The 17406-nt window shown below is 62.9% G+C and carries 16 protein-coding genes; 4 read left to right on the top strand and 12 right to left on the bottom strand.

Annotated features, from left to right (window positions below):
* Positions 1-144 precede the first annotated feature (144 nt).
* The 5 genes from HMPREF9465_RS13885 to HMPREF9465_RS05025 all read right to left on the bottom strand — a co-directional run bounded on the left by HMPREF9465_RS13885 (position 145) and on the right by HMPREF9465_RS05025 (position 5392).
* Complete coding sequence (locus HMPREF9465_RS13885) at positions 145-270, bottom strand: hypothetical protein (RefSeq protein WP_269208163.1); 126 nt, start codon at positions 268-270, stop codon at positions 145-147.
* Positions 271-588: 318 nt separating this feature from the next.
* On the bottom strand, positions 589-1302 hold the full coding sequence (locus HMPREF9465_RS05045; protein WP_005434724.1) for a TIGR00266 family protein: 714 nt from the start codon (positions 1300-1302) through the stop codon (positions 589-591).
* Positions 1303-1532: 230 nt separating this feature from the next.
* A complete protein-coding gene (locus tag HMPREF9465_RS05040; protein WP_005434723.1) occupies positions 1533-2171 on the bottom strand; it encodes a 4Fe-4S dicluster domain-containing protein in 639 nt (212 codons plus the stop codon).
* Positions 2172-2183: 12 nt separating this feature from the next.
* Complete coding sequence (locus HMPREF9465_RS12735) at positions 2184-3716, bottom strand: MFS transporter (RefSeq protein ID WP_005434721.1); 1533 nt, start codon at positions 3714-3716, stop codon at positions 2184-2186.
* A gap of 242 nt (positions 3717-3958) precedes the next feature.
* On the bottom strand, positions 3959-5392 hold the full coding sequence (locus tag HMPREF9465_RS05025) for a flavocytochrome c (RefSeq protein ID WP_005434717.1): 1434 nt from the start codon (positions 5390-5392) through the stop codon (positions 3959-3961).
* A gap of 603 nt (positions 5393-5995) precedes the next feature.
* On the opposite strand from HMPREF9465_RS05025, the gene HMPREF9465_RS05020 reads away from it, so the two are divergent.
* A complete protein-coding gene (locus HMPREF9465_RS05020; RefSeq protein ID WP_005434716.1) occupies positions 5996-6838 on the top strand; it encodes a DNA-processing protein DprA in 843 nt (280 codons plus the stop codon).
* Positions 6839-7234: 396 nt separating this feature from the next.
* The gene (locus HMPREF9465_RS05015; protein ID WP_038006579.1) at positions 7235-7855 is read left to right on the top strand and encodes a LysE family translocator; all 621 of its coding nucleotides are present in this window, start codon (positions 7235-7237) and stop codon (positions 7853-7855) included.
* Positions 7856-7971: 116 nt separating this feature from the next.
* Here HMPREF9465_RS05015 and HMPREF9465_RS05010 read toward each other — a convergent pair whose 3' ends face one another.
* From HMPREF9465_RS05010 to HMPREF9465_RS04985, 6 genes are all read right to left on the bottom strand, one after another.
* Positions 7972-8391, bottom strand: coding sequence for a PepSY domain-containing protein (locus HMPREF9465_RS05010; RefSeq protein WP_005434708.1), 420 nt, complete (start codon positions 8389-8391; stop codon positions 7972-7974).
* Between the two features lie 249 nt (positions 8392-8640).
* Positions 8641-8961: a thioredoxin family protein gene (locus HMPREF9465_RS05005; RefSeq protein WP_005434700.1), complete on the bottom strand. Its 321-nt coding sequence runs from the start codon at positions 8959-8961 to the stop codon at positions 8641-8643.
* 297 nt (positions 8962-9258) lie between these two features.
* Entirely contained in the window at positions 9259-10080 is an 822-nt protein-coding gene (trpA, locus tag HMPREF9465_RS05000) for a tryptophan synthase subunit alpha (RefSeq protein ID WP_005434698.1), read from the bottom strand.
* Between the two features lie 56 nt (positions 10081-10136).
* The gene (gene trpB, locus HMPREF9465_RS04995) at positions 10137-11372 is read right to left on the bottom strand and encodes a tryptophan synthase subunit beta (protein ID WP_005434696.1); all 1236 of its coding nucleotides are present in this window, start codon (positions 11370-11372) and stop codon (positions 10137-10139) included.
* 37 nt (positions 11373-11409) lie between these two features.
* Positions 11410-12105, bottom strand: a complete 696-nt coding sequence (locus HMPREF9465_RS04990; protein WP_005434694.1) for a hypothetical protein — start codon at positions 12103-12105, stop codon at positions 11410-11412.
* Positions 12060-12533, bottom strand: coding sequence for a hypothetical protein (locus HMPREF9465_RS04985; protein WP_005434693.1), 474 nt, complete (start codon positions 12531-12533; stop codon positions 12060-12062). The genes HMPREF9465_RS04990 and HMPREF9465_RS04985 overlap by 46 nt, the downstream gene beginning before the upstream one ends.
* A gap of 794 nt (positions 12534-13327) precedes the next feature.
* Between HMPREF9465_RS04985 and HMPREF9465_RS04980 the strand changes: the two genes are divergently transcribed.
* Together HMPREF9465_RS04980 and HMPREF9465_RS04975 are read left to right on the top strand one after the other, a co-directional pair.
* A complete protein-coding gene (locus HMPREF9465_RS04980) occupies positions 13328-15103 on the top strand; it encodes a ribonucleoside-diphosphate reductase subunit alpha (protein ID WP_005434689.1) in 1776 nt (591 codons plus the stop codon).
* A gap of 17 nt (positions 15104-15120) precedes the next feature.
* On the top strand, positions 15121-16107 hold the full coding sequence (locus HMPREF9465_RS04975) for a ribonucleotide-diphosphate reductase subunit beta (RefSeq protein WP_005434687.1): 987 nt from the start codon (positions 15121-15123) through the stop codon (positions 16105-16107).
* Between the two features lie 239 nt (positions 16108-16346).
* Here HMPREF9465_RS04975 and HMPREF9465_RS13640 read toward each other — a convergent pair whose 3' ends face one another.
* On the bottom strand, positions 16347-17096 hold the full coding sequence (locus HMPREF9465_RS13640; protein WP_147645237.1) for a hypothetical protein: 750 nt from the start codon (positions 17094-17096) through the stop codon (positions 16347-16349).
* Positions 17097-17406 lie beyond the last annotated feature (310 nt).

The raw sequence follows: 17406 nt of genomic DNA, 5'->3' as shown, positions 1-17406 counted from the left end.
CTTCAGACCATCGAGTTACGTTTTCAGAATGTGGCTTCGCCACGGAATTGAATGAGGGCGCGCGTTTGGGTTTGCGCGCCCTCAGGGGGAAGCTGTACCCTAAAAGCGACACCCAACCCTTGCAAAAAGGGAGCTGACCATGTATCAGAACACGATCCCATCCACCACCCATGACGGCGTTCTGAAGGTTGCAGCCGAAGCTGAAACTCTTCTGCAGCCGACGGCGGTCGTGATGATCGGAAGACTGATGATGAAGGATTTCGTGCTCATGGAAGTACCTTAGCACAGGGGCTGGAAAGACACACGCCTTTCATCGGGGACAACAAATAGATTGGAAGAGAGAGGTTTGCTGCGTTCCTCCATCCGAATGAATTCGGAGGCTTCCTGCGGCTGTTTCTGTGAAAAACGCCGCCATTTTGCGCATTCGCTTCTCATTCCCTGCAGGAAAGGCGTATTCAGGCAAAGACGCAACGTGCCGGAGGCGGATTTCGGTGCAGGGAAAAATCCTGAGAGCCGAAGACGCAGAAAGGGCGCCCGTCCGAATGGTCAGGGCGCCCTTTCGCGTTCATGTCGGGTGCCTTGGCTGCGTCAGTTTTCGACGGTCTTCTGCGCGGGCATGTTGCCGAGGATCCAGTCGAGGAAGCCGCCCTTGTTGCGCGAGCAGACGAGGACCTTGCCCGTGCCGCGGAACTTGAGCACGACGCCTTCGCCCGTCGTCTGGCTGTTGACGAGCTTGCCGAGGAAGCCGCTCTTGCCCGTGTTGATGCTCAGGTCGTAGCTCAGGCGTGCGTCCCAGGCGACGAGGTGGCCGTTGTCGACCGTGATCGGGCGCTCGGGCGTGACGTCGAGCTCGCGGATGGAGCCGAAGCCCGAGACGGCGATGCGGCCGCTGCCCTCGGTGCCCATCACGAAGAAGCCGCCGGAGTCGCCGAGCAGCGCGCGGCCGATTCCCTGGGACTTCGTCGAGAGTTCGACGCCCTCGGTGCAGGCGAGAAAGGCGCCGTCCGAGAGCAGGTACTGCGCGGGACCCACGTCGAGGATGCGCACGTCGCCGGGAAGGTTCGGCGCGAGGAGCACCGTGCCCGCCTGGTCGTCCGCCTCGATCCTCTGCTGGAAGAACGTCTCGTCGTTCATGAACTTGCGGGCGATCGAGCCCATGAGGCCGCCGCGGGTCTTTCCCTTGAGGGAGAGCGCCGTGTCCATGGCGACCATGGCGTTCGACTCGGCGAGAATTGCCTCGCCCTTCTCAAGCGTCACCGCAAGGAGCGGATCGATCCCGCCCGTAATCTCAAAAGCAGCCATCTCGTGGTCTCCGGAAGTGATTCGATGATCATGCAATTATAGAAAGCCGGCCTTCGCCGCCATCCCCTGCGTCACATTCCGAAAAGGCTTTTTCTTTTTTTCCGCCTTCGGGAGGGCGCGGCGGGAGAACGAATCGAAGGACAAGCCGAAGGACGATGGGCGGGAAAAAGGAAGGGCCGCGTCCTTCCCATGAAGGCCGCGGCCCCTTAGGACCGGTAGTCAGCCGGCGGCTAGCCGAGCTTCACCGCCATCTTCGCGGCATCCATGTGCCTTGCGATGTAGCGGATCTTCGGATGCGTGCCCGCAGCTTCGTTCATCGGGCGGGCGGCCTCGATGAGTTTTGCTGTTTCGGGCGTCGGGTTGTCGTAGTCGACGAGCGTCATGGCGTGGATGCCGCAGGCCTCGACGCAGGCCGGTAGCAGGCCGCGCTCGGTGCGGTGCACGCACAGCGTGCAGTGCTCGGCCTTGCCCGGCGTGCGCTCGGTGTGAGGCTTGGCCGGACGCACGACGAGCGGCTGCTTGTCGCCGAAGTAGCTGGTCCTGCCTTCGGTGTTGAAGACGGGAACGTCGTACGGGCAGGCATTGGCGCACATCTTGCAGCCGATGCACTTCTGCTGGTCGACGAGCACTTCGCCGTGCGGGCCCTTGTGGATCGCCTTCATCGGGCAGACCTTCATGCAGGCCGGATCGTCGCAGTGCATGCAGCTCATGCGGAACCAGTTGATGACGTTGTCGCGGACGTTTTCGTCGCGCTTGATCTTTTCCCAGAAGATGCCGGGAGCGACCTGGTTTTCTTCCTTGCAGGCGATCGCGCAGGCAAAGCACCCGGCGCAGCGGTCGACGTTGACGATGATGCCGTAACGGGACATGGTGAACCTCCTTTATGCCTTTTCAACGCGGATGCAGACGTCATTGCAGCACGGGTAGCCTGAGATCGGGTCCCAGTTCTTGCGCGGAATGAGCGGCTGCGTTTCCTGATCGCCGCGCCAGCCGTACTGGGCGTCGATGAGGCCGGGCTGGCAGAGGATCGTCACGCGGACCTTGGCACGCACCTTGTGGTCGCAGTAGGGCGAGACGAGCCAGACGCCGTCGCCTTCCTTGATGCCGAGCTTTTCGGCGTCCTTCGGGTGCATGTTGATCGTGCTCTCGGGTTCGAGCTCAAGCAGGTAGGGTTGGTCGCTACGGGTCTTCGAGTGCGTGATGTACGGGCGCCTCGTGCCGTTGAGGAGCTTGAACGGATATTCGGCCGTGGGCTTGGGCGGCTCGACGTAGACGGGCAGGCCGGGGAAGCCGTGCTTGGCCTGAAGGCTCGCGACGAGCTCGATCTTGCCCGACGGCGTCCTGAAGCCGGGCTTGCCGTCGAAGCGCAGAAGCGCCTTCTCGTGCTTGCCGGTCGTCTGCGGCGGGAAGAACTCTACGGTCTGCAGGTTCGGAAGCACGCCCTGCTGCTTTTCATACGTGACGCCCCAGTCCTTGAGGATCGAGTCGCAGGCCTTGACGGGATCGCCGTGGAAGAAGGTCTCGGGGTCGCAGACGGCGGCGCTGATCGTGCAGGCGATCTTCCAGTCCTCCCAGACTTCGCCCTGAGGCTTCACGGGACGGCGCACGCTCACCTTGCGGCCGTGCACGCCGAAGGGCGCGTAGCGCTCGAAGTTGAGGGCGGCGGGCAACACGATGTCCATGTCGTGATGCGTTTCGTCACGGTAGAAGTTGTCGGCGGCAAACGAGAAGTCGACCTTCCTGATGGCCTCCTGATACTGTTCGGGCGAGGGCCAGATGAGGGCGTTCATGCCGAAGCCCGCGAGCGCGATGACGGCGCTCATGAGCGAGGTGGGCACGCTCGCGACCGTCTCCATGATGGGATTGACGTAGCTGTAGCAGGCGAAGAAGCCGCCGTTGCCGAGGCCGATGGCGCCGAGCACGAGCCAGGGCGTCAGGTGTCCGAGAAAGCGGAACTGGGCCCTGAAGCCCTTGTTGGGCAGGGCGGGCACATGGGGCATCCAGAGCCTGAGCGCCAGAATGAGGAGGAGCGCCGCACAGGCCACGACGGCGAAGGTGGCGCGCCACGAGAGCGACCACGCGAGGAAGCTGCCGAGCGGCACGCCGACGAGGTTGGCGATCGTCATGCCCGTGACCATCAGGCAGACGTCTCGCGAGGCCTGGCCGGGCGCCGCGAGACTGATCGCCACGATGGCGCCCACGCCGAAGTAGGCGCCGTGCGGAAGGCCCGCGATGAATCGTGCGGCGAGCATCGACCAGTAGTCGAAGGCGAGGGCCGCGAAGAGGTTTCCCGCGAAGATCAGGCCCGCCAGGAGGTAGAGCATGCGCGAGAGCGCGATGCCGCGGGCGGCGACCACCATGACGGCGACGCCCGCACACACGCCGAGCGCGAGGGCGAGAAGGTGTCTGGGCATGTTGCTGCCTTTTTGGCCGGCGTGCGTGCGCCGTGCCTTTGGTGCGTTTGTTGTATTGACTGAGGCTTAGGGAAAACCCGGGTGCAGATTGGAGCGCGAAACGCCGTGACACATCGGGGCGGCAGGCGTTTTGAGAAGGGAAAAACGAAAGAACTCCCGCCTGCAGGGCAGACGGGAGTTCTTGGAGGCCTGCAGGACGCCGTCCCTGAGGACGGCGCCTTCAGTCATCGGCTTGAGTCCGATTACTTCTTGGCCTTGTCGGCGGCAGCGGCCTGCATCGCGTAGATGTAGGACTGCTGGCCGGCGATGCGGCCGAAGGTCACGATGTCGGCCTGGGCGTTACCGCCGAGGCGGTTGCCGCCGTGGACGCCGCCGGTGATTTCACCCGCAGCGAAGAGGCCCGGAACGACCTGGCCCTTGGTGTTGTAGACCTGGGTCTTGGAGTCGATCTTGATGCCACCCATGGTGTGGTGGACGGCCGGCGTGACCATGATGGCGTAGAACGGAGCCTGATCGAGGTTGCGCGGCATGTCGGCGCGGCCGAAGGCGTCCTTGCCGGCAGCCTTGCCCTTCTTCCAGGCGTCGATGGAGGCCTGGAGTTCGGCGGCGGGAACGCCCATCTTGCCGGCGACTTCTTCAATCGTGGCGCCGGAGACGCAGTAGGACTGCTTGATGTACTTGTTCGTGGCCTTCAGGGACTTCTGCATGTCGGAGTCGAAGAAGAGGTAGGCCACGCCGTCCTTCTGCTTGAGGATGGCGGCGGAGACCGCGTCGCGGGTGTTGAGCTCGTTGAAGAAGCGCTTGCCGTCCTTGTTGATGAGGATGGCGCCGTTGCCGCGAACGGCTTCGGTGATCATTTCGCCGACTTTCGGCACCACGGTCGGGTGCGTCTGGATTTCGGTCATGTCGATGAGCTGGGCACCGGCCTTTTCAGCGAGGACGAGGCCGTCGCCCGTGGCGCCCGGATGGTTCGTCGTGGCGAAGCCCTTCAGGCGGGGCACGTACTTGGAGACGAGGTCGTTGTTGGCACCGAAGCCGCCGGCGGCGTCAACGACGGCCTTGGCGTGGATCGTGTAGGTGCCGTCCTTCTTGTTCGTGACCTGGATGCCCGTGACCTTGCCGTCCTTCATGAGGATCTTCGTGGCCTGCGTGTTCATGCGCATGTCGATCTGGCGGGCCTTGGCGGCATTGTAGAGGGTCTTGACGACTTCAGGACCGACGAGGGCGCCGCCGGTCGGGCGGTGCGTGCGGGGCTGGGAGGCGCCGGCCATCAGGCCGACGTCGCGCAGGTCGCCGCCGAGGGCGAGGAGCCATTCGACGGAGCCGGCAGCGCCGGAAACAAGCGTGCGAACGAGTTCGGGATCGTTCTTCCAGTGACCGCCCTTCATCGTGTCGAAGTAGGCGATTTCAACGGAGTCCTTCGTGCCCTTGGCCTGCTGCAGGGCCGTGCCGGCAGCATTGAGACCGCCAGCGGCGCGGATCGTGTTGCCGCCGGGCATGCCCATCTTTTCAACGACGACGACCTTGGCGCCGAGGTTGGCGGCTTCCACTGCGGCGGAAAGGCCTGCGCCTCCCGCGCCGATCACGGCGACGTCGACGGTGATGTCTTCGGCAGCCTGAACGCCGGAAACGCCGAAGGCGGCGGCGACAGCAGTGGCAACCAGAATCTTCTTCATGGAAAGTTCTCCTATCTCAAGTCTTCCGAACCCCCGCCGGTCTTCTTCGGACCTCTCCTAGCGGGCATTCGGGAAATTGTGTGCCGGACAACAGGTCCGGCTTTTTTTCCAGCCCTAAATATAGAGGAGAGTCCCATGTTAAGACGCCCTGAAATTTGCCGTAACGCAAACGTTTGCAATAAAGCGCACTGAGAGAGGGAAGAAGAGGAAAAAAGTGCCGCTTTCAATAGGTTGAAATACCCATATAGAGGTAGGTTAGATCCCTTATTTAAATGGGCGGGCGGCGGGTGGAATGATGTCGGCGCGAGGAGCTTGCGCAGAATGCGGGTGCATTTGATGATAGGGGGAAACGTGGTCAGGTATACCCTCTGAGTGGTAGTGTTGATGGGGCTTTCCCCGAGTGGGTAAACCCGTTTGGCAAAAGACCCAATGGTACTGATCGGACGGGGCCCTTATGATGAACTGCATGAAGACGGACAGTCGAGGGCCGGCCAATGCCGCGCGTCCCCGCAAAAACGGCGTTTCAGGCATGTGTTCCGGACCAGCTGCCCCCAACTAGGCCTTTCATCGGCGTTCTGCTCCCCGATCCGTCAAGGAGAAACCATGCACAAGATCCCCACCGACGCCTTTGACATGCTCGTCACGCTTGAAAAGCGCCCCTTTGAACGCGCGGGTCGCGAAGTGGTCGTGCGTCTTCTCGACGAGACGCTCCCCGACGGCACGAAGCTCGTCGCCGCCTCCGATCCCTCCTATCCGCCCGAGCTTGCCGCCCTTGAGGAGCATCCCGCCGTGCTCGTGCACGAAGGCGACCTGTCGCTCACCGAGCGCCAGCTGCGCGTCTCGATCGTGGGTTCGAGGGATGCGTCCGACTCAGCCCGCGCCGATGCGCGTCGCGTCGCCCGCGAGCTTGCCGCACGCGGGGCCGTCGTCGTCTCGGGGCTTGCCGCAGGCATCGACACCGCCGCCCACGAGGGCGCGCTCGAGGCGAGGAGTCCGTCGGGCACGGTCGGGCGCACCATCGCCGTCATGGGCACGCCGCTCTCGCAGCCCTGGCCGCCCGCCAACGCGCGCCTTGCGCGCCGCATCGCCGAATACGGCCTGCTCATCTCGCTCGCCCCTCAGGTGAACGGACTCTCGTTCACGGACGAGGAGCGCGCGGAGAGCCTTCGCGCACGCAACCGCGCGATCGCGGCCCTCGGGCTCGGAAGTCTGGTGATGGCGGGAAAGGAGGGCTCGAGCACCCTGCGCGAGGTCGCGTTCTCGCTCGAGCTTGGACACCCCGTGCTGCTGTGGCACTCGATCGTCGAGGAGGGCGAGCCGTGGGCGATCAGGCTTCTTGAGAATCCTCCCCTCGATTCGCAGGGACGCCCGCTCGTTCAGACGGTTTCGTCCGCCGCGGACGTGGAGGAGGCGCTGTCGCCCTGGAGCACCGTCTGGTGGCTTTGATGGGAGGACAAGGAGGGAAGAGGACGGGGCCTCGCCGGAGGTCCCTGAATCGGAAGGGAAAAATCCATTTTACTATGAAGGACCTGCAGTAATAAACCCGTCCGTTGGCCTTTCCTGACGTGCCGCAAGAACCGTTCAAAGAAGGGGCTTGAGTGCGGATGCTTGTTCTATGATGATTCAAGCAAGCACTTGCGCTTCTCTCTCGAGCTCCCGTGTTGCATCATTACCTCCTGGCTCAACCGGTGAAGCTCGCGCAATATGAAGCTTGCTGTTTCCCCGCAGTGCGGCAGGCCCAAGCCTCTTCCCGTAGCCCGCTGCGGGTTTTTTTGTCCCGTGCATTTCCGCACGGTCCGCCAAAACACAACAACACTGCACAACGCACAACAGGCCCTCATCATGACCTTCTCCGTCTGGCTCACATTCCTCGGCGCGAGCCTGCTGCTTTCTGCCGCTCCCGGTCCCGACAATCTCTTTGTGCTCGCGCAGAGCGCCGTCTACGGCGTGCGAGCGGGCGTCACCGTCGTGTTCGGCCTCATGACCGGTCTGGTGCTGCAGACGTTCTTCGCGGCCTGTGGCCTTGCAGCCGTCGTCGCGGCCGTTCCTGCACTCTTCATGGCGATCAAGCTCGCGGGCGCCGCCTATCTTCTTTATCTTGCCTGGGGTGCATGGACCCACGCGGCCGATCCCGTCGGCACGGAGCGCGCCGTCGAGCTCTCGCCCGTGCAACTCTGGCGCCGCGGCCTCATCATGAACATCACGAACCCGAAGGTGCAGATCTTCTTTCTTGCCTTCTTCCCGCAGTTCGTCGCACCCGGCACGACGGGCTGGGCTCTGGTCCTTCAGATGGTCGTGCAGGGCCTCACCTTCATCCTCGCCACCTTCGTCGTCTTCTCGGCCATCGCCTGGGCGGCGGGCGCTGCGGCGAAGAAGCTGCAGAGCCCCGCATTTTCGCTCTGGCTCAACCGCGGCAGCGCTGTGCTCTTCCTCGCGCTCGCGGTCTTCACGGTTTTCTCCTGAGGGCGGGTTTTCCAAAGCCTTCGTTCCCAAAAGCAAAGAACGGGAGCCGGCTCCGAGTCCGCTCCCGTTCTTCATCCCTGTATTTCGGGCGCCTCATCGTGCGCCGGAATCATTCATCACCAGCAGGCGCGGCCGCCATGGAACCCGAAGCCGTGACCGAAGCCGAAGCCGCAGTCGCCCCGGTCGTGATCGCGGTGGCCGTATCCGCGGCCGTCGTGCATGTGGCGACCTTCGCCGATGCCGAATTCGTCGGCGGCGACCACCTTGCCCGTCTGCGCGTCCACGAAGGTGTGGACGTTCGTGCCGTCGTCCTTCACCACGCGGACGTCCAAGACGGGACCGTATTCGCGGCTCATGTGCAGGCGGGCGGAGCGGGTCTGTCCGCCGTAGGCCTCTTCGGCCGCAGCAGTTGCGGCGCTCATGCCAACCTGCGGCTGCGCGTTTTCCGTGATCTGCGGGACGGATGCGGGGGCGGCGTCGACGGCCCAGGCGGTGGTGGCGGCCGTCATGGCGGCAGTGGTGTTCTTGATCTTCATTGTCAAAACCTCTTCAAACAGTTGCTGTTGCCGGTGCGCGGGAGAGCGGCTCGCTTGCCGCGGCGCACTGTTCGAATCGGACTGAAGTCTAAGAAGTGAAAATTAGCGCAGACATGGGCGGAACTGAGGACTTCCTATGTCAGTGCAACGAATTTTTCAGACAAAAAGGCACCCGCAGGCGTCTTGTCCTGCGGGTGCCTCAAAAAGATATCTCGGATCGGGAGATCCTGAGAAGGACTTGTGCGGGCGTCAGATGTTGCGCTCGACGAAGGCCTTGAGCTCGCCCGGCGTCTTCACCTCGACGATCCGGTCGACTTCCCTGCCGCCCTTGAGCGCGACCATCGTCGGGATGTGCTGCACGGCGTACTTCGCGACGACCTGCGGATTCTGCTCGGAGTCGCAGGAGGCGAAGACGGCGCGTTCGGCGTTGACAGCCGCGAGCTGCGTGAAGAAGGGCTGGGCGCGGCGGCAGTCGGGGCACCAGCTCGCGCCGATGGCGAGAATCACGGGCTTGTCGGCTGCAATCACGGATTCGACGTTGGCGTCGTTGACCATCACGATGTCGTTCATGAGAATTTCTCCTTCAAGAGGACGGGAGCTTTCGGGGCGGCGGGTTCGCCTGCCTCCGGGATGCCGTCGTTTGATTTGTTAGATACATCCTATCATGTACCATCCTCTAATTGCAAGTGTTTTCTGCTTGCGTGACGTGACTGTTGGACGTCAGACATCTTTTGCAACCGCGTTGCAGGCGTTTAGACGCTGTTTCTTGTGAAGAAGGCAGGGCGCCAGCAGAAGTTTTCGTCTGCGGGTGCCCCTTTTTTAATAATCTAAAAACATTTGGAATGCTCATGCGTGGTCCATGGTTCTTCAGGCCGTTCGCGTGGCGGCCTTGAAGGAGGCGGCGGCGCTGCCGAGGGCCTTGAGCATGGCGTCCCTGTCGCCGAGGTGTTCGGAGACGATCTTCACGAGGGCGGAGCCCACGATGACGCCTGCGGCGCCCGCTTCGAGCGCGCGCCTGACGTGTCCGGGCGTGGAGATGCCGAAGCCGAGCAGGGTGGGCGGGGCCTTGGCCCTCTCGAGGTCGCGGATGATGCGCTCTGCGGGCGTGCCCGAGGCGTGGTCGGTGCCGGTGATGCCGACGCGCGAGAGCAGATAGGTGTATCCGCTCGTGAGTCCCGCGATTCTTGCGACGCGCTCGTCGGAGGCGTTGGGCGGCACGATGGCGACGAGGTGCAGGCCCGCCTCGCGGGCGGCCTCGTCCCATTCGGGCTCGGCCTCGCGCATGCTCGTCGGGAGGTCGGGAATGAGCACGGCGTCTGCGCCCGCGTCGGCGGCGGCCTGCATGAAGCGCCTGACGCCGGGGGTCGCGACGAGGTTGATGTAGAGCATGAGGCAGACGGGCGTCTCGGGATGTGCGGTCCTGAACCTGCGCAGTACGTCGAGGCAGCGTGCGGGCGTGGCGCCGTTGGCGAGGGCCCTGTCGGCGGAGGCCTCGACGACGGGGCCGTCGGCGCACGGGTCGGAGAACGGGATCCCGAGCTCTAGCGCGTCGGCGCCCGAGGCGACGAGCGTTTCGAGAACGGCGAGCGAGGTCTCGGGATCGGGGTCGCAGAGGTTCACGAAGGGGACGAATGCGCCCTCGCGCCTTTGGGCGAGTCGGGCGAAGAGGTTTTCAAAGCGTTCGGTCATGGCGTCTCTCATTCAGCAGTGTTTCCGTTGTGTGTTCCGTAGTCTTTTTCCGCATCTCAGTCGGCGTAGGCTCCGAGTGCGTCGGAGCTGAGGCGGCCGTCCTTCAGGCAGCCGTCGGCCTCGAGCCTCGCGGCCACCTGGAAGATGTCCTTGTCGCCTCGGCCCGAGAGGTTGACGACGAGCTTCTGTTCCTTTTCAGGTTCCGCGCGGGCCATCTTGAGCGCGTAGGCGAGGGCGTGGGAGCTTTCGAGCGCGGGGATGATGCCTTCCTTGAGGGAGAGTTCGAGGAAGGCGCCGAGGGCTTCGCGGTCGGTGACGCTCACGTACTCGGCCCTGCCCGTGTACTTGAGGTGGGCGTGTTCGGGGCCGACCGACGGGAAGTCGAGGCCGGCCGAGATCGAGTACGACTCGTTGATCTGGCCTTCGGGCGTCTGCATGTTGTAGGAGCGCGCGCCGAAGAAGATGCCGAGCTGACCCTCGCCGAGCGTGACGCCGTGCTTGCCCGAGGCGATGCCCATGCCCGCGGGCTCGACGCCGATAAGGCGGGTGTCTTCGAAGGGCCTGAAGTCCGTGAAGAGGCCGATGGCGTTGGAGCCCCCGCCCACGCAGGCGATGACGGCGTCGGGCAGGAGTCCGTTCTCGGCCTCGGCGAACTGGGCGCGGGCCTCCTCGCCGATCACCTTCTGGAACTCACGCACGATCGTCGGGAAGGGATGAGGGCCCGCGGCGGTGCCGAGCATGTAGTGCGTGTCCTCGAAGGATTCGGCCCAGTTGCGAAGGGCCGCGTTGCAGGCCTCCTTGAGCGTGCCGCTTCCCGCCGTGACGGGCACGACCTCGGCGCCCATGAGCTCCATCCTGAAGACGTTGGGCTTCTGGCGCTCAACGTCCTTGGCGCCCATGTAGATCCTGCACTTGAAGCCGAATAGGGCCGAGGCGAGCGCCGTGGCGACGCCGTGCTGGCCCGCGCCCGTCTCGGCGATCACGCGGGTCTTGCCCATGCGCTTCGTGAGGAGCGCCTGGCCGAGCACCTGGTTCGTTTTGTGGGCGCCGCCGTGCAGCAAGTCCTCGCGCTTGAGGTAGATCGTCGTCTTCGTGCCCTCCGTAAGGCGCGTGAGCCTCGTGAGCGGCGTCGGACGGCCCGCATAGGTCGTCAGCAGGCGGTCGAGCTCCGTCCTGAAGGCGGGATCGTCCTTCGCGTCGACGTAGGCGCGCTCGAGCTGGTCGAGGGCGGGAAGGAGAAGCTCGGGGACGAACTGGCCGCCGTATTGGCCGAAGTAGGGATTGAGCAGCATGATGGAGATTCCTTTTTCGAGTTCGGTTCTGTGTAGTTCAGTGTGTTCGGTTTTTGGGTCTGCGTCGGGGGCATCCCCGCACGGCGCCCGCGAAGAGGGCCAGAAGGCGCGGATCCTTGAGGCCCGGCGCCGACTCGACGCCCGAGTTCGCGTCGAGCCCCGCCGCACCCGCAGCTGCGGCGGTCCGTGCGTTTTCGGGCGTGAGTCCGCCCGCGAGGCCGTCCGAGGTGCCGTCGACGACGATCCTTTCGGCGAGTCCCCGCTCGAGAAGCCCCTCGAGCCTGCGGGCCGCCTCGGCGAGCGCGACGGGGTCCTCGGGGAGAGCGGCCGCGAGATGGAGGGCCTTTCCCGGAAACAGGACACGAAGTCCTTCGAGGTCTGCGTCCGTCACGTCACCGTGGATCTGGAGGGGCGTGAAGGCGCCTGCGGCGGCGGGCGAGGCGATGGCCCGGAGAACGTCCGTTTCGTCTGTGTCGACGACGGCCGTGACGGGCATCGTGAGGCCGAGGGCCTTCGTGCGTTCCTTGATCTCATTCGAGAGGACCGCGAGTCCTTCGGGTGTGACCGCTCTGGGTGAGCGCTTCGCGAGCACGACGCCTGCTGCGGAAAAGCCCTCGAGCGCGGCCCTGGTCGCATCGTCGGCCCGTGTGATGCCGCAGACCGTCATTTCGCCGAAGACGAGTCTTCTCACGGCGAGCGAGACGTCGTCGGCCTGATTGAGGACGGAGCCCACGAGGAAGACGCGGGCCGCGCGTGCGACGCGCTCGACGTCGGCGTGGGTGCGGATGCCGGACTGGGCGACGAGGCGCCCGACGGGGACGACACGCCGCGGTTGCCGTGCTTGGCGATCCTGAGACCTGCGCCCGCCGCGGCGAGCGCCGTCATCGTCGAGACGTTGATCGTGCCTGCGCCGTCGCCGCCCGTGCCGACGATCTCGCCCACCTCGAAGGCGGATTTCGGGAAGGGCCTCGCGGCGCGCAGCATCGCGGCGGCCGCTCCGCGGATTTCGTCGAGCGTCTCGCCCTTCATCTTCAGGGCGGTGAGAAGGGACGCAAGCTCAGGCTCGCTCATGCTGCCTGCAAAGACCTCGGTGAAGAGGGTGTCGGTTTCGGCAGTGCTCAGGGGCTGCATGCGGTAGAGGGTTTCAAGTCGGGCATCCATTTCGTGCTCCTTTCATTCCCGGTCGGCTTTTTCCGTTGGTTTTCAATTGATTTTCAGTTGATCCTGTGTTTTCGCGGACGCTTCAGGGGAGGCGTCCCGCGGGGATTCCGGCCGTGCCGGCGGGCGCGCGGAGAAAGCCGGGCCAGGGCCTGGCCTCGGGCTTGAGGGTCTTCAGGAGCAGTTGTCTGATGAGGGGGAGAACTGGGCTTGACATCGCAAAACCTTTGTCTGGTGCTTGCGGCTGCCGAACCGGAGGGGGAGATTGGATAAAAGAAAACCCGCTGATTCGACATCCGCGGGTTGTGGGGAAACTGTTGACTTGCGTTCTTGACGCTCGTGACTATCTCTGGCCGGTACCCGCTTGCTGGGGGTGCCACCACCAAAGAAGAGACTGAGCGTTGAAGGCGTGCGTCATGATGACTTCCGTTTCCAAATCCAATTGATCTTTTGATTGATCTTGAACTGCAGGTGCCGTTCGAGGCACCGCTTCCGCATACTCTACGCCCCCATACCGCATTCGCGCAATAGGTCAAACACCCTGGTTCCTCTGAAAAGCGTACAAAGTCCCGTCGCACAAGCCTCGTAAATAATCCTTATTGTCCGGTTAGGCCTCCCTTATTGGCGCGCGGGCGGGTTTCTCTGTACTATGAGACTCACTTCACGGACGCAAGTTCTTGTGTCCGTTCACGCTTCAAACCACAAGATGTTGTGGGTGTGCCTTCAGGCGCCTCTGCCGCAGACATCTGCCAGGATTCCACGAAATTCCGAAATCCCTTTTGAAAGGAACCCCATCGATGGCCGTTCAGATCGATCAGAGCCGCGACGCGCTCTTTGATGAGCTCGGGCTCATGCGCCTTCGCGAAAGCTACATGCGCGCGGACGAGAAGAGTCCGCAGGAGCGCTTCAAGTTCGTGGCCGAGACCTTCGGCTCGAACCCGGAGCACGCCGCCCGCATCTACGAATACGCAAGCCGCCACTGGCTTTCCTTTGCGACGCCCATTCTCGCCTTCGGCCGCACGGGCCGCGGGCTTCCCGTCTCGTGCTATCTCTCCTACATGGACGACAGCGCCGAAGGCCTCATCGAGACGCTCTCCGAGGTTAACCGCCTCTCCATGCTCGGCGGCGGCGTGGGCATCCACGTCGGCATCCGCTCGGCCGACGAGAAGTCCGTGGGCGTGATGCCGCACCTCAAGGTCTACGACGCCTCCTGCCTCGCCTACCGTCAGGGTTCTACCCGCCGCGGCTCCTACGCCGCCTTCCTCTCGATCGACCATCCGGACATCATTCCGTTCATCGAGATGCGCAAGCCCACGGGCGACCAGAACCTCAAGGCCCTCAATCTGCACCACGGCGTCAACATCACCGACGCCTTCATGGAGAAGATCGAGGCCTCGATGCGCGACGCCGATGCGGACGACTCCTGGGATCTTCGTCACCCGACCACGGGCGAGGTCGTCGCGACCGTCTCCGCCCGCGACCTCTGGCAGCGCCTCCTTGAGATGCGCATGCACACGGGCGAGCCCTATCTCGTCTTCACCGACACGGCCAACCGCGCGCTGCCCTCCTGGCTCAAGGACAAGGGGCTCTCCATTCACGGCTCCAACCTCTGCACCGAGATTTTCCTGCCGACCTCGAAGGACCGCACGGCCGTCTGCTGCCTCTCCTCCGTCAACCTCGAGTACTACGACGAGTGGCGCGGCAACGAGCAGTTCATCGACGACGCGATGGAGTTCCTCGACAACGTGCTCCAGTACTTCATCGAGCACGCGCCCGACGGCATCCGCCGCGCGCGTTACTCCGCCATGCGCGAGCGCAGCGTGGGCCTCGGCGCCATGGGCTTTCACGCCTATCTGCAGAAGCGCGGCATCGCCTTCGAGTCCGCCGCCGCCAAGTTCACGAACCGCGACATGTTCAGGCACATCGCCGCAGCGGTCGAAAAGGCCGACGCGCGCCTGTGCGCCGAGCGCGGCCCCTGTCCCGACGCGGCCGACTCCGGCGTCATGCGCCGCTTCTCGCACCGCATGGCCGTCGCGCCCAATGCCTCCTCGTCCCTCATCATGGGCGGCACGAGTCCCTCGATCGAGCCCTATCGTGCCAACATCTACCGTCAGGATACGATCTCCGGCGCCTACATCGTGAAGAACCGCTTTCTCAAGGCCGAGCTCGCAAAGCGCGGCCTTGACACGGATGACGTCTGGGCCGACATCATCGCCCATGACGGCTCCGTGCAGCACCGTGAGGACCTTCCGAAGGAAGTGCGCGACGTCTTCAAGACCGCCATCGAACTCGACCAGCGCTGGATCATTGAACTTGCCGCCGACAGGCAGGCATTCATCGACCAGGGCCAGAGCGTGAACCTCTTCTTCCCGCCCGACGTCTCGATCGCCTATCTGCACGCCTGCCACTTCTCCGCCTGGAAGAAGGGCCTCAAGAGCCTCTACTACAACCGCTCCGACAAGCTCCGCAAGGCGGACCGAGTCGGCGTCCAGGTCGAGCGCCGCCGCATCGAGGATCAGATCAGTATGCAGGCCGTCGCCGACAACACCACCTGCCTCGCCTGCGAAGGCTGACCGGAGGGAACCACATCATGACCGACAAGAACACCGCCGGCGGGCTCCTTTCGACCCGCACCTGCTTCAAGCCCTTCAAGTACCCCTGGGCCTACGAGGCCTTCATGCAGTCCGAGCAGATGCACTGGCTCTGGACCGAAGTGCCCATGCTCGAGGACGTCAAGGACTACGGCCAGAAGCTCACCGACAGCGAGCGCGACTTCCTCACGAAGATCCTGCGCTTCTTCACCCAGGGCGACATCGACGTCTCGGGCGCCTACGTCAACCACTACCTCCCGCGCTTCGGTCAGCCCGAGGTCCGAATGATGCTCTCGTCGTTCGCCGCGCGCGAGGCCGTGCACATCGCTGCCTACTCGCACCTCATCGAGACGATCGGGCTCCCCGAGTCCATCTACAACGAGTTCCTGCAGTACGAGGCCATGGCCGCCAAGCACGACTTCTTCAACGAAGTCGCCGAGGACAGCCGCGACCTCGCCGCGCAGATCGCCGCCTTCTCGGCATTCACCGAGGGCATGCAGCTCTTTTCGTCCTTCGTCATGCTGCTCAACTTCACGCGAAACGGCACGATGAAGGGCATGGGCCAGATCATCGCCTGGTCCATCGCCGACGAGACGCTCCACACCGAGTCCATGACGAAGCTCTTCCGCGAGTACATCGTCGAGAACCCCGAACTCTGGAACGACTCTCTCAAGGCCAAGATCTACGGCATCGCCGAAACCATGGTCGAACTCGAGGACCGCTTCATCGACCTCGCCTTCGGCGTCTCCGAAATGCGCCGCCTCACCCGCGAGGAGGTCCGCAGCTACATCCGCTACATCGCCGACCGCCGCCTCATCGGTCTCGGCATGAAGGGCATCTTTGGCATCAAAAAGAATCCGCTTCCGTGGGTGGATGCTATGCTGGGTGTATCGCACACGAACTTTTTCGAAAATAAAGTCGTGGATTATGCAAAGGGCGCCCTTACAGGTGACTGGGGCGACGTCTGGGGCGTTGCAAAGGGTTGATGTACAGTTGTCTTCGACTTTATTGACGTACGCTGTGGCTTGACTGTGCGACATAAAAAGCTCCTGTTTCGGGAGCTTTTTTATTATTATGAGATTGTACTCGAAAAAGAACAGTCTTTCTACAAGATATCATCTGGACGGTTCGCCCTTCGGCAGCGTTCCTCAGAGCGTGCCTGCCCTCAGTTCTCTTCCTAAAAGCGGAAAAAATACACACTAACTCGATCTCTCGCCTTTAGGTGTTAACCCTCAACGGAGAATGAGCCCAAATTTTCCTCCAACATTTGAAGCGCAAGGTGATCCCTCGCCGTGCATTCGGTCGACCAACGATACTTCGCACGTTTGTTCCTAACGGTGACGGTCTCGATGCAATCAAACCAACCCAAGAACTGTCGCAGGGTGGTTTTCTTGAGCCAGGCCGCTACTCCAGCCATCCTGTCGCGTTCGAGCTTGCTCAGTTCCTCGTCTCTGGAACGGCGCTCGGCTTCTTCCTGGGTACTCTGCAAAGCATTCTGCAAATGGAAGCGGTAGCTAAGTGCAATTAAGCGGCATAGCTCCTTTCCTCTGACACGCTTTATGTCCCAACATCTGGCACGAGCGCCATCAAGCTCGCTCTTGATCATGTGGTAAGACGCTTCGATATCATTGCGTCGACGGTAATGTCGCAGAGCCTGCCAGGGGTCACGGTGCCGATTGGAGATCAGAACGAAGATTCCAAAATTCAACATTTCCGCTTTGCAGGGCTCATCCTTGATCAGGACTGTTGGCTTGCCGCGACCGCGCTTGGGAATGACAGTCAAAAACTTCTCACACATCTTCTGTTCGGCCGGCTCCAGATCTTCCCTTGCAACCCCACCTTCCAGCTTCTTCTGGATTTTATGGAGTTCGCCGACGAAGTTTTCTTCTTCCAAAGCGGCTTTGCCTTTGTTCTTGTAGTAGTGGTAATGAAGCTTTGTCGACACTTTTTCGCCCTTTGGATCGCTGGTTTTCACCGGGCCTAATTCGGTTGCCTCCGTGAAGGACGTGACATAAATGTTGGAGTCGAACGGACAAGCAGCTGATGGGTTCGCAAATATCTCACGCGCGAGGAGAGCGTCAGAAATTTTGTGTCCATGGGATAATCGGAGCCCGCCAATCGGGTGCATCCAATGAACACGAATACCAAACGCAATTCTCGTAAGAAGTCCACCAACCCCCTCGATAACCATATCGACCAGTACGTTTCCGAGCTTCGAGCATCGGGCCGCCCGCTGGGCCCCGAAGCCTTCTCCGAGGCCGTCCGTACCTTCTCCCAACGCTTCG

The sequence above is a fragment of the Sutterella wadsworthensis 2_1_59BFAA genome, assembly GCF_000297775.1.
GTDB classification, from domain to species: Bacteria; Pseudomonadota; Gammaproteobacteria; order Burkholderiales; family Burkholderiaceae_F; genus Sutterella; species Sutterella wadsworthensis_A.
Note: the sequence above shows the minus strand (reverse complement) of the source record. Positions and strands in the feature narration are given on the sequence as shown.

Excerpts from the sequence above, each read along its gene's own strand:
- HMPREF9465_RS04985 (WP_005434693.1), bottom strand. The coding sequence starts at position 12,533 with ATGGATGCCCGACTTGAAACCCTCTACCGCATGCAGCCCCTGAGCACT.
- HMPREF9465_RS05020 (WP_005434716.1), top strand. The coding sequence starts at position 5,996 with ATGCACAAGATCCCCACCGACGCCTTTGACATGCTCGTCACGCTTGAA.
- HMPREF9465_RS05005 (WP_005434700.1), bottom strand. The coding sequence starts at position 8,961 with ATGAACGACATCGTGATGGTCAACGACGCCAACGTCGAATCCGTGATT.
- HMPREF9465_RS05045 (WP_005434724.1), bottom strand. The coding sequence starts at position 1,302 with ATGGCTGCTTTTGAGATTACGGGCGGGATCGATCCGCTCCTTGCGGTG.
- trpB (WP_005434696.1), bottom strand. The coding sequence starts at position 11,372 with ATGCTGCTCAATCCCTACTTCGGCCAATACGGCGGCCAGTTCGTCCCC.
- HMPREF9465_RS04975 (WP_005434687.1), top strand. The coding sequence starts at position 15,121 with ATGACCGACAAGAACACCGCCGGCGGGCTCCTTTCGACCCGCACCTGC.
- HMPREF9465_RS13885 (WP_269208163.1), bottom strand. The coding sequence starts at position 270 with ATGAGCACGAAATCCTTCATCATCAGTCTTCCGATCATCACGACCGCC.
- HMPREF9465_RS05040 (WP_005434723.1), bottom strand. The coding sequence starts at position 2,171 with ATGTCCCGTTACGGCATCATCGTCAACGTCGACCGCTGCGCCGGGTGC.
- HMPREF9465_RS12735 (WP_005434721.1), bottom strand. The coding sequence starts at position 3,716 with ATGCCCAGACACCTTCTCGCCCTCGCGCTCGGCGTGTGTGCGGGCGTC.
- HMPREF9465_RS04980 (WP_005434689.1), top strand. The coding sequence starts at position 13,328 with ATGGCCGTTCAGATCGATCAGAGCCGCGACGCGCTCTTTGATGAGCTC.
- trpA (WP_005434698.1), bottom strand. The coding sequence starts at position 10,080 with ATGACCGAACGCTTTGAAAACCTCTTCGCCCGACTCGCCCAAAGGCGC.
- HMPREF9465_RS05015 (WP_038006579.1), top strand. The coding sequence starts at position 7,235 with ATGACCTTCTCCGTCTGGCTCACATTCCTCGGCGCGAGCCTGCTGCTT.
- HMPREF9465_RS05025 (WP_005434717.1), bottom strand. The coding sequence starts at position 5,392 with ATGAAGAAGATTCTGGTTGCCACTGCTGTCGCCGCCGCCTTCGGCGTT.
- HMPREF9465_RS05010 (WP_005434708.1), bottom strand. The coding sequence starts at position 8,391 with ATGAAGATCAAGAACACCACTGCCGCCATGACGGCCGCCACCACCGCC.